Origin of the sequence: Paractinoplanes lichenicola (genome assembly GCF_016785085.1) — a bacterium.
Lineage (GTDB): Bacteria > Actinomycetota > Actinomycetes > Mycobacteriales > Micromonosporaceae > Actinoplanes > Actinoplanes lichenicola.
In genome coordinates this window covers 625,435-640,102 of the sequence record NZ_JAENHO010000005.1, presented here as the reverse complement: position 1 = coordinate 640,102, position 14,668 = coordinate 625,435, and the positions used below count along the sequence as shown (strand labels likewise).

13 protein-coding genes are annotated in these 14,668 nt (G+C 69.5%); 5 read left to right on the top strand and 8 right to left on the bottom strand.

Annotated elements, in window-relative coordinates; translation table 11 throughout:
* Position 1 precedes the first annotated feature (1 nt).
* Positions 2-1,003, bottom strand: coding sequence for a TerC family protein (locus tag JKJ07_RS20425; protein ID WP_202993171.1), 1,002 nt, complete (start codon positions 1,001-1,003; stop codon positions 2-4).
* A gap of 590 nt (positions 1,004-1,593) precedes the next feature.
* Between JKJ07_RS20425 and JKJ07_RS20420 the strand changes: the two genes are divergently transcribed.
* Positions 1,594-1,926, top strand: coding sequence for an antibiotic biosynthesis monooxygenase family protein (locus JKJ07_RS20420; protein WP_202993170.1), 333 nt, complete (start codon positions 1,594-1,596; stop codon positions 1,924-1,926).
* 22 nt (positions 1,927-1,948) lie between these two features.
* Here JKJ07_RS20420 and JKJ07_RS20415 read toward each other — a convergent pair whose 3' ends face one another.
* The 5 genes from JKJ07_RS20415 to rpsA all read right to left on the bottom strand — a co-directional run bounded on the left by JKJ07_RS20415 (position 1,949) and on the right by rpsA (position 9,042).
* The gene (locus JKJ07_RS20415; protein ID WP_202993169.1) at positions 1,949-2,677 is read right to left on the bottom strand and encodes a VOC family protein; all 729 of its coding nucleotides are present in this window, start codon (positions 2,675-2,677) and stop codon (positions 1,949-1,951) included.
* A gap of 28 nt (positions 2,678-2,705) precedes the next feature.
* Positions 2,706-3,581, bottom strand: a complete 876-nt coding sequence (locus JKJ07_RS20410; RefSeq protein ID WP_202993168.1) for a GNAT family N-acetyltransferase — start codon at positions 3,579-3,581, stop codon at positions 2,706-2,708.
* Between the two features lie 50 nt (positions 3,582-3,631).
* On the bottom strand, positions 3,632-5,749 hold the full coding sequence (gene uvrB / locus JKJ07_RS20405; protein WP_202993167.1) for an excinuclease ABC subunit UvrB: 2,118 nt from the start codon (positions 5,747-5,749) through the stop codon (positions 3,632-3,634).
* Between the two features lie 484 nt (positions 5,750-6,233).
* On the bottom strand, positions 6,234-7,418 hold the full coding sequence (coaE, locus tag JKJ07_RS20400; protein ID WP_202993166.1) for a dephospho-CoA kinase: 1,185 nt from the start codon (positions 7,416-7,418) through the stop codon (positions 6,234-6,236).
* Between the two features lie 106 nt (positions 7,419-7,524).
* Positions 7,525-9,042 (bottom strand): 30S ribosomal protein S1, encoded by a 1,518-nt coding sequence (rpsA, locus tag JKJ07_RS20395; protein WP_202993165.1) that lies wholly within the window; start codon positions 9,040-9,042, stop codon positions 7,525-7,527.
* Positions 9,043-9,369: 327 nt separating this feature from the next.
* Between rpsA and JKJ07_RS20390 the strand changes: the two genes are divergently transcribed.
* From JKJ07_RS20390 to JKJ07_RS20380, 3 genes are read left to right on the top strand one after another with little or no spacing between them, the layout of a single operon-like run.
* Positions 9,370-10,185 carry a class I SAM-dependent methyltransferase gene (locus JKJ07_RS20390; protein WP_307834331.1) on the top strand — a complete coding sequence of 272 codons (816 nt, stop codon included), beginning with the start codon at positions 9,370-9,372 and terminating at the stop codon, positions 10,183-10,185.
* A gap of 26 nt (positions 10,186-10,211) precedes the next feature.
* A complete protein-coding gene (locus JKJ07_RS20385; protein ID WP_307834330.1) occupies positions 10,212-10,487 on the top strand; it encodes a hypervirulence associated TUDOR domain-containing protein in 276 nt (91 codons plus the stop codon).
* On the top strand, positions 10,480-10,809 hold the full coding sequence (locus JKJ07_RS20380; protein ID WP_202993163.1) for a DUF3140 domain-containing protein: 330 nt from the start codon (positions 10,480-10,482) through the stop codon (positions 10,807-10,809). The genes JKJ07_RS20385 and JKJ07_RS20380 overlap by 8 nt, the downstream gene beginning before the upstream one ends.
* Before the next feature lie 3 nt (positions 10,810-10,812).
* On the opposite strand, the gene JKJ07_RS20375 is transcribed toward JKJ07_RS20380, so the two are convergent.
* Entirely contained in the window at positions 10,813-11,163 is a 351-nt protein-coding gene (locus JKJ07_RS20375) for an ArsR/SmtB family transcription factor (RefSeq protein WP_236029346.1), read from the bottom strand.
* A gap of 157 nt (positions 11,164-11,320) precedes the next feature.
* Here JKJ07_RS20375 and JKJ07_RS20370 point away from each other — a divergent pair, with 157 nt between their 5' ends.
* Positions 11,321-11,767 (top strand): hypothetical protein, encoded by a 447-nt coding sequence (locus JKJ07_RS20370; protein WP_202993162.1) that lies wholly within the window; start codon positions 11,321-11,323, stop codon positions 11,765-11,767.
* 181 nt (positions 11,768-11,948) lie between these two features.
* On the opposite strand, the gene polA is transcribed toward JKJ07_RS20370, so the two are convergent.
* The gene (polA, locus tag JKJ07_RS20365) at positions 11,949-14,648 is read right to left on the bottom strand and encodes a DNA polymerase I (RefSeq protein WP_202993161.1); all 2,700 of its coding nucleotides are present in this window, start codon (positions 14,646-14,648) and stop codon (positions 11,949-11,951) included.
* Positions 14,649-14,668: the final 20 nt, after the last annotated feature.

Genomic DNA, 14,668 nt, shown 5'->3' with positions numbered 1-14,668 from the left:
TTTAAGACTTTGAATCTACTAGTTCGCGTTTGCGGTCGCGGGACGATTTCATCAGGCTCAGGATCGTGGCGATGCCCAGGGTGCCGATGATGACCAGCAGCGAGAGCCAGATCGGGATCTCGGGGGCCCAGTGGACGCCGTCGCCGCCGTTGATGAAGTCGAGGTTGTTGGTGTGCAGGGCCTCGAGGAACAGCTTGACGCCGATGAAGGCGAGCACCGCGGCCAGGCCGTAGTTGAGGTAGACAAGGCGTTCGAGCAGTCCGCCGAGCAGGAAGAACAGCTGGCGCAGGCCCATCAGCGCGAACACGTTGGCCGTGAAGACCAGATACGGCTCTTTGGTGATGCCGAAGATCGCGGGAATCGAGTCGAGCGCGAACAGCAGGTCCGTCGTGCCGATCGCGATCATGACGATCAGCATCGGCGTGAACAGCCGCTTGCCGGTCTCGGTGACCACGGTCATCCGGCCGCTGTCGAACGACGACGACACCGGCAGGGCGCGCTTGGCCCACCGGATCAGCACGTTCTCCTTGAAGTCCTCCTCGTCGTTCTCACCCTCCTTGAGCAGGGTGATCGCGGTGTAGACGAGGAACGCGCCGAAGATGTAGAACACCCACGAGAACTGCGAGATCAGCGCGGCGCCGGCGGCGATGAACAGGCCGCGCATCACCAGGGCCAGCACGATGCCGATGAGCAGCACCTTCTGCTGGAACTGCCGCGGCACGGCGAACCGAGCCATGATGATCATGAAGATGAAGAGGTTGTCGACGCTCAGCGAGTATTCGGTCAGCCAGCCGGTGTAGAACTCCGCGGCCGGCCCCGCTCCGGCGAAGAACCAGAGACCACCGCCGAACGCCAACGCGAGGGCGATGTAGAAAGCAACCCAGCCGCCCGACTCTTTCATCGAGGGCTCGTGCGGTCGCCGGCCGATGATCAGAAGGTCGATCGCCAGCACCACAACGACGGCAACCAGGGTGACGATCCACACCCAGGCGGAAATGTTCAACTATGACCTCCGGCAGACACGGTTCGGCGCTGCGCCCGCACCGGGGGTTATCGGCGGGAACAGCGACGTGCGACTGTCGGAGGTCTCTTCCGCCACCTGCTCGCGCGGGTGACCGCCGGCCCCGGGCACGCCCTCAGGGGGTGGGCGTTCCGTGTTGACGAGACCGACACGAGGGAATACTCCCCTCCTACGGCAGCCATTGTGTCGCATCGAACGACCCAACGGCAGAGCACCCCGGGAAACCGTGTCGAGGCTCTCGCCCCAACACCCCCTAAATGCTCACCTCCACGTTACCCCGCGGCCTCCCGCCCATCCCCACTCAAGACCTTCACTCCTCTTCCCTCTTCCAGCCGTCTCCCAATTCAGGCGGCTCCCTCCCGGCCGCTCCCTCTTCTGGCCGCTCCCTCTTCCAGCTGCTCCCCTCTTCTGGCCGCTCCTTCTTCTGGCCGCTCCCTCTTCCAGCTGCTCCCCTCTTCCGGCCGGCTCCCTCCCGGCCGCTCCCCTCTCCCAACCGCTCCCTCTCCCAGCCGTTCGCGCTCTCTTGGCGTCCTAGGAGGCTAGTTCGGTTGGGTCTGTGGCAGGCTCCAGGCATGGTTCTCGAGGTCGCCCTGATCGACATCACGCCCGGCTCCGAAGACGCCTTCGCCGCCGCCTACACCATGGCCCACCCGATCCTGGCGACCACGCCCGGCTGCCGCTCGGTGCGCATGACCCGCGGCATCGAGTCGGCGTCGAGGTTCGTGCTGCTGGTCGAGTGGGACGACGTCGAAGCCCACGAGCAGAACTTCCGCGGCACCGAACGCTTCAACCAGTGGCGCGGCTGGATCGGCCCGTACTTCGCCAAGCCCCCGCTCGTCGAGCACTACCTCGACGTTCCCGCAGGCGAGCGCCCCGGCCCGGACCACAACTTCTTCACCGACTGACCGAACGGGGCGGCAACAGCAGTCAGTCCGTGGCGGGGTCTCCGCTGGTCAGGCAGTAAATGCCGCCCGCCGGGTCGCGGAACGTCGACCAGTGCGGCCACTCCCCCACAAACGTCGCCCCCAGAGACTCGTGCCAGCGGCGCCCCGCGGGAATGTCGGAGCACGAGACGTCCAGGTGCACCGAGGCCGCCCGGTCCGAGCCGAGCCGCTGAAACAGGAACCGCACCGGGATCGGGGGCCGCGGCTGCAGGCGTACGAACTCGTCTTCCTGCTCGCCCCCGTCGAGCTCCCACTCGGTCAGCGTCTGCCAGAAGCGCACTTCACGGTCGTACGCCGAAGGGGCCAAGTCGAAGCAGAGCTGGTGCGGCCGCAGCGTCACCCCGTCCGGCCCGCCGTACGGCCGCGGCCGTACGTGTTGATCACGCCAGGTCGCCGTGCAGAAGGGCAGCCCGGCCGGGGAGCTGAGCGTCTGCCAGTCGCCGTGGTCGGCCCGCACCGTGGCGCCCGCCGACAGGGCCCGGCCGTTGAAGCCGGCGAGGTCGTCGACCCAGATGTCCGGGTGGTGACCGCCGGGCCCCGAGCGGACGCCCTGGATCTCGAGCCAGTCGTCGCCCGCCGCCGTGTGCAACCGTACGAACCCCGGGTCTTTCTGCGGTGCGGGCGTGGACCCGGTGACCGTCGCCCAGAACGTGACGGCCTCGTCGAGCTTCCCGAGAGGCCGATCGAGAAAAGCGTCCACCCAGCGAATCATGCAGGGCGCGTACCCCGATCGGGGCCGATCAGACGGGTCGCTGGTAACGGGCCCGCAGCCCCCGCTCCTCGAAGCCCAGCCGTCGGTAGAGCGCCGCCGCCCCCGGGTTGTTGATGTTGACGGTCAGCCAGGCGTGGTCGGCCTTGCCCGCGGAGCGCATGCGGTTCAGCGACTCGGTGATCAGGGCCGCCGCGAGGCCCCGGCGCCGGGCGAAGGGGGCCACGCCGGCCTGCACGATCCAGCCGCGAGCGGCCACGACGAAGCCGGCGTCGCCCAGGTCGGGCAGCGTCACGAGCAGGGAGCAGCCGGGCAGGAAGTCGTCGTCCTCCTCGTTCTCGGCGATCCACTCGTCGGCCGGGTCGCCCGGGAAGCCGGGCCGGTCGCGGAACGACTCGTGATACGTCGCGTGGAACCGCCGGGCGACGTCGGGGCCGTCCCAGGCCGTGACGGTCACCCCCGCGGGCCAATCGACCGGCGGCAGGTCGAGGTCGTCGATGCGCATGACGTCCTCGGCGAAGGTCTGCCGCAGCCCCCGCGACTCGAACAGCTCGGCCGCGTCATCGGTCATGGTCTCGGACTCGACGGTGACGACGCCGCCACCGGTCGCGGCCGCGGCGGCCAGGGCCAGTCCGCGGTCGAGGACCTCGGCGCCGAGCCCGCGCCCCCGCGCGTCAGGGTCGACCAGGCCGGTGAAGAACGGCCCGGGCCGGACGGCCCCGGCGGCGAGCAGGGAGCCGTCCCCCGCTCGGAGGCCGAAGGCCGAAGCCCAGCGCCGCCCCAGGAACGCCGGGTCGGTCGCCAGCGGCATGCCGCCGTCGGCCGCGTAACACCGCTCGGCCAGGGCCAGCAGCTCCGGGGGCAGGCCGGTCAGCTCGGTCCACGTGGTCTCGCCGGTCGAAGTCATCCGGCCACATTAGCCACGGGCACCGGGCACCGGGCACCGGGCGGATCGAACTATTTCACCCCCGCAGCGTCCATGCCCCGCAACTCCTTCTTGAGCTCGGACATCTCGTCACGGATCCGGGCCGCCAGCTCGAACTGCAGCTCACGCGCCGCCCCGAGCATCTGCTCGTTGAGATCCTGGATGAGCTGGGCCAGCTCGGTGCGGGCCATGCCCTTGGCGGCCGTCGCCCCGGCCGCGGCGCGACCCTTCGACCTGGTCTCGGGCACCGGCGCCTTGCCGCGCGAGATCTGCCGGCCACCGCCGCCGACCATCGGGCTGACCGCGGCGTCGGTATCCTCCGCCTCGCGATAGATGTCGTCGAGGATGTCGTGGATCCGCTTGCGCAGCGCCTGCGGGGTGATGCCGTTGGCCTCGTTGTGCGCGATCTGCTTGGCCCGGCGCCGGTCGGTCTCCTCGATGGCGTCACGCATCGACGGGGTCATCTTGTCGGCATACATGTGAACCTCGCCCGACACGTTTCGGGCGGCGCGGCCGATCGTCTGGATCAGCGACCGGCCGGAGCGCAGGAAGCCCTCCTTGTCGGCGTCGAGGATGGCGACCAGCGACACCTCGGGCAGGTCGAGACCCTCGCGCAGCAGGTTGATGCCGACGAGCACGTCGTAGTCGCCCTTGCGCAGCTCTTTGAGCAGCTCGACGCGGCGCAACGTGTCCACCTCGGAGTGCAGGTAGCGCACGCGGATGCCGTTCTCGAGCAGATAGTCCGTCAGGTCCTCGGCCATCTTCTTGGTCAGCGTCGTGACCAAGACCCGCTCGTCGCGCTCGGTGCGCAGCTTGATCTCGTGCATGAGGTCGTCGATCTGGCCCTTGGTCGGCTTCACGACCACCTGCGGGTCGATCAGGCCGGTCGGGCGGATCACCTGCTCGACGAACTCGCCCTGGGCCTGCTGCATCTCCCACGGGCCGGGGGTGGCCGACAGGAACACCATCTGGCCGACCCGCTCGAGGAACTCGTCGAACCGCAGCGGGCGGTTGTCGGCCGCGCTGGGCAGCCGGAAGCCGTGCTCGATCAGGATGCGCTTGCGGGACGCGTCACCCTCATACATGCCGCCGATCTGCGGGATCGTCACGTGCGACTCGTCGATGACCGTGATGTAGTCGTCGGGGAAGTAGTCGAGCAGGGTGAACGACGGCTCGCCGGGCGAGCGGCCGTCCATGTGCATCGAATAGTTCTCGATACCGTTGCAGAAGCCGACCTGCCGCATCATCTCGACGTCGTACTGCGTGCGCATGCGCAGCCGCTGCGCTTCGAGCAGCTTGCCCTGCCGCTCGAACTCGGCCAGCCGCTCCTCGAGCTCGGCCTCGATCTGGCGGATCGCCCGCTCCATGCGCTCGGGGCCGGCCACGTAGTGCGACGCCGGGAAGATGACCAGCTGGTCGACCTCGCGGACGATCTCGCCGGTCAGCGGGTGCAGGTAATACAGCTTCTCGATCTCGTCGCCGAACAGCTCGACGCGGACCGCGAGCTCCTCGTAGGCCGGGATGATCTCGAGCGTGTCGCCGCGGACCCGGAACGTGCCCCGCTGGAAGGCCATGTCGTTGCGCGAGTACTGAATGTCGACCAGGCGGCGCAGCACCTGGTCACGGTCGACAACGTCGCCCACCTTGACCTTGACCGAGCGGTCGAGATATTCCTGCGGGGTGCCCAGGCCGTAGATCGCGGAGACGGTCGCCACCACGATCGTGTCGCGCCGGGTCAGCAGCGACATCGTGGCCGAGTGCCGCAGCCGCTCGACCTCCTCGTTGACCGACGAGTCCTTCTCGATGTAGGTGTCGGTCTGGGCGATGTAGGCCTCGGGCTGGTAATAGTCGTAATAACTGACGAAGTATTCGACGGCATTGTTGGGCAGCAGCTCGCGGAACTCCTTGGCGAGCTGCGCGCACAGCGTCTTGTTGGGCGCGAGCACGAGCGCGGGCCGCTGCAGCTTCTCGATCAGCCACGCGGTCGTCGCGCTCTTGCCCGTGCCGGTCGCGCCGAGCAGCACCGTGTGGCGATCGCCGCTCCGGACCCGCCGGTCGAGCTCGGTGATGGCCGCCGGCTGGTCACCGGCCGGCTGAAATTCGCTGACGACCTCGAAGCGGCCGTCGAGTCGTGGGATGTCGAGCGCCATGGAAACCACCGTACGTCGAGGGTCTGACAAGTTCTGGCCGCCGCCGCGGAGCCCGCGTGCGGTGGGTGCACATTCGGCCCCGCCCGGCGCCATTGTTAGGCGTTGCGTGGCCCGCCTAACCTGTTCGGGTAGGCCGCTCGCGGCGGCCGCCCGGCATCGAGCGGGATCATCACACGATCCCCTCGCCCGGCCCGTGGTTGTTGCGCCCCGGCTCACGGCGAGCGCACCCGCTGGTGGTCGCGCTATGCGCAGACCGGCCGCCGCGAGCGCCCTTCTTTCAACCCCACGATCAAAACCAGCATTCCGTACGCGTCGTCGCGCGCCGTAGCACATCCGGCTGGCAATTTTGCGGTTGTCCACAGCCGCTGGTTATCCACAGGGCACCCGTTCAAGATCGGCCCAGCCGACTAAAATCGCTGGTGGAGGGGGTCCCCCGGTGAGGGCGGGCCCGGAGTTTGCGGTGATCTTGGGGCGGAGGGCCGGGTCAGGGGGTCGGCTGCCATCCGGTGGCCTCGGCCCAGTCGTCGGCGGCCACGGCCTCCTCGTCGAACCAGGGTTCCTTTGCGTCGCCGTATGCGTAGCGGTCGTGGTGTTCGGCCGCCCAGCGTTCCTTGGCCGCCGCGTAGCCGTCGCGGGCCTCGGGCACCGAGCGCAGGTGGTCGCGCATCAGCAGGGCGAACCGCCAGCCGGGCGAACCGGTCACCCGGACGTGCAGATTCACCGTGCGGCCGGGGTCGCAGGAGCCGTGCAGGCGCTTGGGCCACGTCTGGCCGGGCAAACCGCGGGCGTTGTCGTACCACTCCCCCGAGCGGCGCGGGAAGCCGGCCGCGCCCAGCCGGTCGGCCAGGGCGTCGGCCTCGTCGAGGGTCCGCACGGCCAGCATCAGGTCGACGATGTCCTTGGCGGGCAGGCCGGGCACGGCGGTCGAGCCGATGTGCGACACCGGGTGCCCGGCGGGCAGGACGTGCTCGATCCGGGCGATCAGGCGGGCGGCCTGGTCGGGCCACGCCGGGTCGGCGCCGGCGATGTGCAGCGTGCGGTCGGACCGGGCCGAGCAGCCGGTGCGCAGATTTTCCTCGTACGGCTTGAGGCGCTGCTTGTGGAGCCGGTCGACTCGCGCGTTGAGGTCGTCGAGGGTGCCGTCGTTGGTCAGCAGCACGTCGGCCGCGCGGCGGCGGTCGGCGTCGGCGGCCTGCGCGGCGATGCGGGCCTCGGCCTGCTCGGCGGTCATGCCCCGGGTCTCGACGAGCCGCCGGATGCGCTGCCCACGGTCGGCCTCGACGACGATGACCAGGTGATACGACGGGGCCAGCCCGGTCTCGACCAGCAGCGGCACGTCGTTGACGACGATCGCGTCGGCGGGGGCGCCGTGGGTCAGCGCGGCGGTCCGAGCCCGTACGCGGGGGTGAATGATCTTTTCGAGCGTGCGGCGGGCCGTGTCGTCGCCGAAGACCTCGGCCGCGAGCGCCGGGCGGTCGAGCTCGCCCTCCGCCGTGAGCACGCCCGGCCCGAACGCCGCCGCGATCTCGGCCAGCCCCTCCGTGCCGGGGGCCACCACCTCGCGAGACAGCACGTCGGCGTCGATGATCACCGCGCCGCACTGCGCCAGCCGCCGCGCCACCGCGCTCTTGCCCGCCCCGATGCCGCCGGTCAGCCCCACTCGCAACACCCGCTCAGTATCCCGGGAGGGACGACCGAAAGCACCCCCGGAGCGGAGAACGGCGAAGGCCGCCCCGACCGGAGTCGGGACGGCCCTCAGAAGACCAGAGCTAGCTTCAGCTCTTGCCGCCGGCGAGCTTCTCGCGCAGAGCGGCGAGCGCCTCGTCGGTGGCCAGGGTGCCGGACGGCTCCTCCGACGCGCGCGCCGGGGCCGACGAGCTCGAGGAGCTCGTCGAGGTGGAGGTCGACGACGAGGTGGTCGCGCCGCCGGCCGGAACCGGGTTGAGCGCGGCCTCGGCGTCGGCGTCGCGGGACGCCTGCACCTGCTTGGTGTGGGCCTCCCAACGCTCGCGGGCGTCGGCGTACTGCTTCTCCCAGGCCTCGCGCTGCTTGTCGAAGCCCTCGAGCCACTCGCCCGTCTCGGGGTCGAAGCCCTCCGGGTAGATGTAGTTGCCCTCGGCGTCGTACGTCGCGGCCATGCCGTAGAGGGTCGGGTCGAAGTGCTCCTCCCCCTCGACGAAGCCCTCGTTGGCCTGCTTGAGCGACAGCGAGATCCGGCGACGCTCGAGGTCGATGTCGATGACCTTGACCAGGACGTCGGAGCCCACCTGGACGACCTGCTCGGGCAGCTCGACGTGCCGCTCGGCCAGCTCGGAGATGTGCACCAGGCCCTCGATGCCGTCGTCCACCCGGACGAAGGCGCCGAACGGGACCAGCTTGGTGACCTTGCCCGGCACGATCTGGTTGATCGCGTGGGTGCGGGCGAACTGACGCCACGGGTCTTCCTGGGTCGCCTTCAGCGACAGGGAGACGCGCTCCCGGTCGAGGTCGACGTCGAGCACCTCGACCTCGACCTCCTGGCCGACCTCGACAACCTCGGAGGGGTGGTCGATGTGCTTCCAGGAGAGCTCGGAGACGTGCACCAGACCGTCGACGCCGCCGAGGTCGACGAACGCGCCGAAGTTGACGATCGAGGACACGACGCCCTTGCGGACCTGGCCCTTCTGCAGCTTGTTGAGGAACTCGGTGCGAACCTCGGACTGCGTCTGCTCGAGCCACGCCCGGCGGGACAGGACCACGTTGTTGCGGTTCTTGTCCAGCTCGATGATCTTGGCCTCGAGCTCGCGACCCACGTAGGGCTGGAGGTCGCGGACACGACGCATCTCGACCAGGGAGGCCGGCAGGAAGCCACGGAGGCCGATGTCGAGGATGAGGCCACCCTTGACGACCTCGATGACGGAGCCGCGAACGACGCCGTCGTCCTCCTTGATCTTCTCGATGGTGCCCCAGGCGCGCTCGTACTGAGCCCGCTTCTTCGAGAGGATCAGACGGCCTTCCTTGTCCTCCTTGGTGAGGACGAGGGCTTCGATGTGGTCACCGACCGACACCACTTCCGCGGGGTCCACGTCATGCTTGATCGACAACTCGCGCGAGGGGATGACACCCTCGGTCTTGTAGCCGATGTCGAGCAGGACCTCGTCCCGATCGACCTTGACGACGGTGCCTTCGACAATGTCGCCGTCGTTGAAGTACTTGATGGTCTCGTCGATGGCGGCGAGGAATGCTTCCTCGGACCCGAGATCGTCGACGGTGACCTTGTTGGCGCTCGAGGTGGCCTCGATGCTGCTCGTCATGTGGACTGTTGCTCCGAACGGATGGATTCGTGGTGTCTCTCGCGCTCCGCGGAACTGCCGGCGGGCACGGCACGAACAACATCGGAAGGACCGGGCAACCCAGAAGGACCAGAATCCTTGCAGTCGATCATGTCGAGACCGACGACCACGGAACCTGCTCCCTGCCGAGGCACACGATCCGCGAGCGCATCGACTAGCTTACCGTGCGCATTACCACAGGTTGCAAGCCCTCCTGACGACCGAGGCGCAATGTTCGGCCCAAACCTCGCAGCATGCCCGTAATGTCCGGAATCGTGACGTCGGCACGCCGTGCCGTACCGTGTCCGGGTGACCGAGATCAACCCGTCGGGGTCCGACGCGCCCCTCCGGCGGGCGATCACCGACGCCGAGAGCCGGGTCGCCAGCCGGGGCTGGTGGGACGCCGACGCCGACGACTACCAGGCCGAGCACGGCGGCTTCCTGGGCGATCTCGACTTCGTGTGGTGCCCCGAGGGGCTGCGTGAGGCGGACGCCCGGCTGCTCGGCGACGTGCGCGGCCGGCGGGTGCTGGAGCTCGGCGCGGGCGCGGCGGCCGGGGCCCGCTGGCTCGACGGGCAGGGCGCCGAGGTGGCGGCCCTCGATCTGTCGGCCGGGATGTTGCGGCACGCACGCGAGGCCGAGACCCGTACGGGGGTGCGGGTGCCCCTGGTTCAAGCCGACGCGCTGGCCCTGCCGTTCGCGGACAGCGTATTCGACATCGTCTGCACGGCCTTCGGGGCGATCCCGTTCGTGGCCGACTCGGGCGCCGCCATGCGCGAGGTCGCGCGCGTCCTGCGTACGGGGGGCTCGTGGGTCTTCTCGATCACTCACCCGATGCGCTGGATCTTCTGGGACGAGCCCGACGAGACCGGCCTGATCGCGCGCAATTCCTACTTCGATCGCACGCCCTACGTCGAGACAGACGAAAAAGGCGTTCCCTCGTACGTCGAACAGCACCGCACCCTGGGCGACCGGGTGCGCGAGCTGGTGGCCGCCGGGTTCGTCCTGCGCGACCTGATCGAACCGGAGTGGCCGGCCGGGCACGAGGAGATCTGGGGCCAGTGGAGCCCGCTGCGGGGCCGGCTGTTCCCGGGCACCGCGATCTTCGTGGCCGACCTCCGCTGACCGCTCCTTCTGCAGGTCACCCGCCCGTGACCGACCCCGACCGGCCGTTTCCGCCGTCGGCTCCCGGGTATCCGGCTGTCATGGCTGACGCGAAGAAAAGCCTCAAAAAGGGCGACGACGTGACCTGGAAGAGCCACGGGCAGAACGTCCACGGCGAGGTCGAGCAGAAGATCACCAAGCGCACCGAGACGGCGGGCCGCACGGTCGACGCCTCCCCGGACGAGCCGCAATACAAGGTCAAGAGCGACAAGACCGGGCGCGAGGCGGTTCACAAGCCCGAGGCGCTGAAGAAGAATGGCTGAGCAGGACACGTACGCCGAGTTCAAGGACGCCGTGAACATGACGGCGGGCGAGCTGAAGAAGTGGCTCGAGACCGACGAGGCCAAGGACGTGGGCCAGAAGTCGTCGGCGGGCGGCGAATCGGTCGGCCACGACTCGGGCCGCAAGATCGTCAAGATTTTGGGCACCAAGAAGGCCGACCTCACCGACGCCGACGAGGCACACATGCGCAAGGTCGTCGGCTATGTGCACCGGCACCTCGCGCAGCGCCCCCAGGGCGACGTCGAGGACACGAAGTGGCGCTACTCCCTGATGAACTGGGGCCACGACCCGCTCAAGAAGTAGGGCTCAGACGGGGATGCCGGTCTCGAGCAGGGTGCCCATCACGGCCAGGGCGGCCGGGATCATGCGGTAATAGACCCACGTTCCGCGTCGGTCGCTGTCGACCAGGCCGGCCTCGCGCAGCACCTTGAGATGATGCGAGATCGTCGGGCCGGTCAGATGGAACTCGCCGGTCAGGTCGCAGACGCAGACCTCGCCGCCCCGGGCCGAGGCGATCATCGACAGCAGCCGCAGGCGAACCGGGTCGCCCAGGGCCTTGAACATCGGCGCGAACGCGTCGGCCTGAGCCGAGTCGAGCGGTTCACGGGTGAGCGACCCGTTTCCGCTGCCGGAAATCCCCATAGCTTGGCTCCCCATGGCCACACCCTTGCAAAGCCCCGCAACCACGGCCCGATCCAGCCCGGTCACGGTGCGCATCCCCTGACGGCCGTGGCGAACACGACCGCGCCGAGCGTACGCCAGAAGCCGCTCCGGCCGCGATCCGCCGGAAGGGCTCCCCTTTAGACTGAGCCGCATGGGGGAGAACGGCACGCGGCAGGGCATCAAGGAATTCGCGCAGGTGGCGACGATGTGGCTCGGCTTCGGCGAGCCGGACACTCCCGGGGCCGTGCCGGCACGACCGGGCGCACTGTTCATGATCGTGCAAACCGTCGCCGCCGTGGCCGTCGGCGCCGTGGTCGCGGTGATCCGGGCCACGCTCACCGATCGCGAGCTGCCGGCCAGTTTCCCGCTCCCCTATTTGCTGCTGGCCATCCCGCTGGCGATCGCCGTCGCCCGCCACCCCGCCGCGTCCCCGATCCCCCTGACCGCGGCCCTGCCGTCGGGCGCGCTGGTCGCCGTGCTCGCCCTCATCGCCCTGCCCGGCGACGGCTTCTGGCACTGGTTCGCCGCGTTGTCCGCCGCGGCCCTCGTCGCAGGCGCCGCCTTCGGAGCAGTGGCCGACCGCCGCTCCCGCACGTAGGCAACACGCGACCCGAAGCAAGCCCCCGCCCGGTACACGGTGAATGGGCCGGCCAAGACGGGGGATGAGCCGGCTCGGCCAAAAGCGTGAGTGGGGTTGGGCCGGTCGAGAGCGTGAGTCGGGGTCGCCCAGCCGAGGACGCAGGTGGGCCGCCCGGGCATTGCGGGCGGCCCTCAATGCGTCAGTGGTCGGCGCCGTTCCAGTCCTGGCCGTGGCCGACCGAGACTTCGAGGGGCACGGACAGCGGATAGGCGCCGCCCATCTCGCGGCGGACCAACTCCTCCAGGGGCTCCCGCTCCCCCGGCGCCACGTCGAAGACCAGCTCGTCGTGGACCTGCAGGAGCATGCGGGACTTGAGGCCGGTCTCCTTGATGGCCTTGTCGACCCGCAGCATCGCGATCTTGATGATGTCGGCCGCGGAGCCCTGGATCGGGGCGTTGAGGGCCATGCGCTCGGCCATCTCGCGGCGCTGGCGGTTGTCGCTCGACAGGTCGGGCAGGTAGCGCCGGCGGCCCAGGATGGTGGCCGTGTATCCGTCCTGCACGGCCCGGCGGACGACGGCCTGCAGGTAGTCGCGGACGCCGCCGAAGCGCTCGAAGTATTCGTCCATCAGGCCCCGGGCCTCTTCGGTGGGGATGGTGAGCTGGTTGGACAGGCCGAACGCGCTCAACCCGTAGGCCAGGCCGTAGTTCATCGCCTTGATCTTGCGGCGCTGGTCGGGCACGACCTCCTCGACCGGCACGTGGAAGACCGACGAGGCGGTGGCCGCGTGGAAGTCGAACGCCGAGTTGAACGCCGCGATGAGCGCCTCGTCGCCGGAGAGGTGCGCCATGATGCGCATCTCGATCTGGCTGTAGTCGGCCGTCAGCAGCTGCTCGAAGCCCTCACCGACGACGAACGCGCGCCGGATCCGGCGGCCCTCCTCCGTACGGATGGGGATGTTTTGCAGGTTGGGGTCGGTCGACGAGAGCCGGCCGGTGGCGGCGACGGTCTGGTTGAACGTGGTGTGGATGCGCCCGTCGTCGGAGACCGACTTGAGCAGGCCGTCGACGGTCGACTTGAGCTTGGCCACGTCGCGGTGGCGCAGCAGATGCTCGAGGACCGGGTCACCCGTCTGGGCGAACAGGCTCTGCAGCGCGTCGGCGTCGGTCGTGTAACCCGACTTGATCTTTTTGGTCTTGGGCAGGCCGCGCTCGTCGAACAGGATCTGCTGCAGCTGCTTGGGCGAGCCCAGGTTGAACTCGCGGCCGACCACCTCGTGCGCCGCCTGCTGGGCCGATTTGACCTCGGCCGCGAAGTGCGCCTCGAGCTCGGAGAGGTAATGCGTGTCGGCCGCGATGCCCAGGTGCTCCATCTCGCCCAGCACCTCGGAGAGCGGCTGCTCCACCTCCATCAGCAGCTGCTGCGACTCGCCGCCGTCGCGCGACAGCTCCTCGGTGAGCACGTCGGCCAGGTCGAGCGTGGCCCGGGCGCGCAGCATCACGTTCTGCTCGGCGGCGCCGTCGGTCTCGCCGCCGAGGCCGGAGAGCAGGTCGAGCTGGCCGGTCTCGGGCTCCTCGACGCGCAGCTCGCGCTTGAGGTAGCGCAGGGCGAGGTCGGTCAGGTCGTAGGCCCGCTGGTCGGGCTTGGCCAGATAGGCCGCCAGGGCGGTGTCGACGCGGACACCGGCCAGGGTCCACCCGTGGGCGCGGATCGCCAGGGTGGCCGGCTTGGCGTCGTGCAGCACCTTGGGCCGCGCGGGGTCGGCCAGCCACTCGGCGACCGCGCGCCCGTCGGCCTCGTCGAGCGCGGCCGGGTCGAACCACGCGGCCGGCCCGTCGCCGGTGGCCACGGCGACGCCGGTGAGCGCGCCCGTGCCCCGGCCGAACGTGCCGGTGACGGCGATGCCGACCGGGGCCGCGGCGGCGTGCTGGGTGAGCCAGCCGGCGACCTGCCCGGCCGCCAGGATCTGGCCCTCGAGGTCGAAGCCGGACTCGGCCTCGGGCTCGACGGCGTCGAGATACGAATAGAGCCGCTCGCGCAGCACCCGGAACTCGAGCGCGTCGAACACCTGGTGGACGGCCTCGCGATCCCAGCCCTGCCAGCGCACGTCCTCGGGGCGGATCTCGAGCTCGAGGTCGGTGCGCAGGGCATTGAGGCGGTAGTTCTGCATCACCCCGGCCAGGTGGGCCCGCAGGTTGTCGCCGGCCTTGCCCTTGATCTTGTCGGCGTTGGCGACGACGCCGTCGAGGCCGCCGAACTCGGTGATCCACTTGGCCGCCGTCTTGGGGCCGACGCCTGGAACGCCGATCAGGTTGTCGCTGGTCTCGCCGACCAGGGCCGCCTTGTCGCGATAGAGGTGGGGCGGGACGAGCTGCTTCTCCTCGACCAGGGCCGGGTTCATCCGCCAGACCTCGGAGACGCCGCGGCTCGGATAGAGCACGGTGGTGTGCTCGTCGACCAGTTGCAGGGCGTCGCGGTCGCCGGAGGAGATGAGCACCTCCATGCCTGCCGCGCGGCCCTGGGTGGCCAGGGTGGCGATGACGTCGTCGGCCTCGAAGCCGGGCTTCTCCACGTAGGGGATGCGCAGCGCGTCGAGGATCTCCTTGACCAGGCTGACCTGGCCCTGGAACTCGGGCGGCGTCGCCGAGCGGCCGGCCTTGTACTCCGGGTAGATCTCCGTGCGGAAGGAGACGCGGGAGACGTCGAACGCGACCACGATGTGCGTGGGCTTCTCGTCGCGCAGCATGTTGATCAGCATCGAGGTGAAGCCGAACACGGCATTCGTGTGCTGACCGGTCTGCGTGCTGAAGTTCTCCTTGGGCAGCGCGTGGAACGCGCGGTAGGCCAGGGAGTGGCCGTCGAGCAGCAGCAAACGGGGGGTCTGGGCGTCGTCGCTCACGTTCGAGAACTCTAGTCGGG

What these genes read in the sequence shown, in the direction of transcription:
- JKJ07_RS20420 (WP_202993170.1), top strand. Translation starts at nt 1,594, where the DNA reads ATGGTTCTCGAGGTCGCCCTGATCGACATCACGCCCGGCTCCGAAGAC.
- JKJ07_RS20415 (WP_202993169.1), bottom strand. Translation starts at nt 2,677, where the DNA reads ATGATTCGCTGGGTGGACGCTTTTCTCGATCGGCCTCTCGGGAAGCTC.
- JKJ07_RS20410 (WP_202993168.1), bottom strand. Translation starts at nt 3,581, where the DNA reads ATGACTTCGACCGGCGAGACCACGTGGACCGAGCTGACCGGCCTGCCC.
- uvrB (WP_202993167.1), bottom strand. Translation starts at nt 5,749, where the DNA reads ATGGCGCTCGACATCCCACGACTCGACGGCCGCTTCGAGGTCGTCAGC.
- rpsA (WP_202993165.1), bottom strand. Translation starts at nt 9,042, where the DNA reads ATGACGAGCAGCATCGAGGCCACCTCGAGCGCCAACAAGGTCACCGTC.
- JKJ07_RS20380 (WP_202993163.1), top strand. Translation starts at nt 10,480, where the DNA reads ATGGCTGAGCAGGACACGTACGCCGAGTTCAAGGACGCCGTGAACATG.
- JKJ07_RS20375 (WP_236029346.1), bottom strand. Translation starts at nt 11,163, where the DNA reads ATGGGGAGCCAAGCTATGGGGATTTCCGGCAGCGGAAACGGGTCGCTC.
- JKJ07_RS20370 (WP_202993162.1), top strand. Translation starts at nt 11,321, where the DNA reads ATGGGGGAGAACGGCACGCGGCAGGGCATCAAGGAATTCGCGCAGGTG.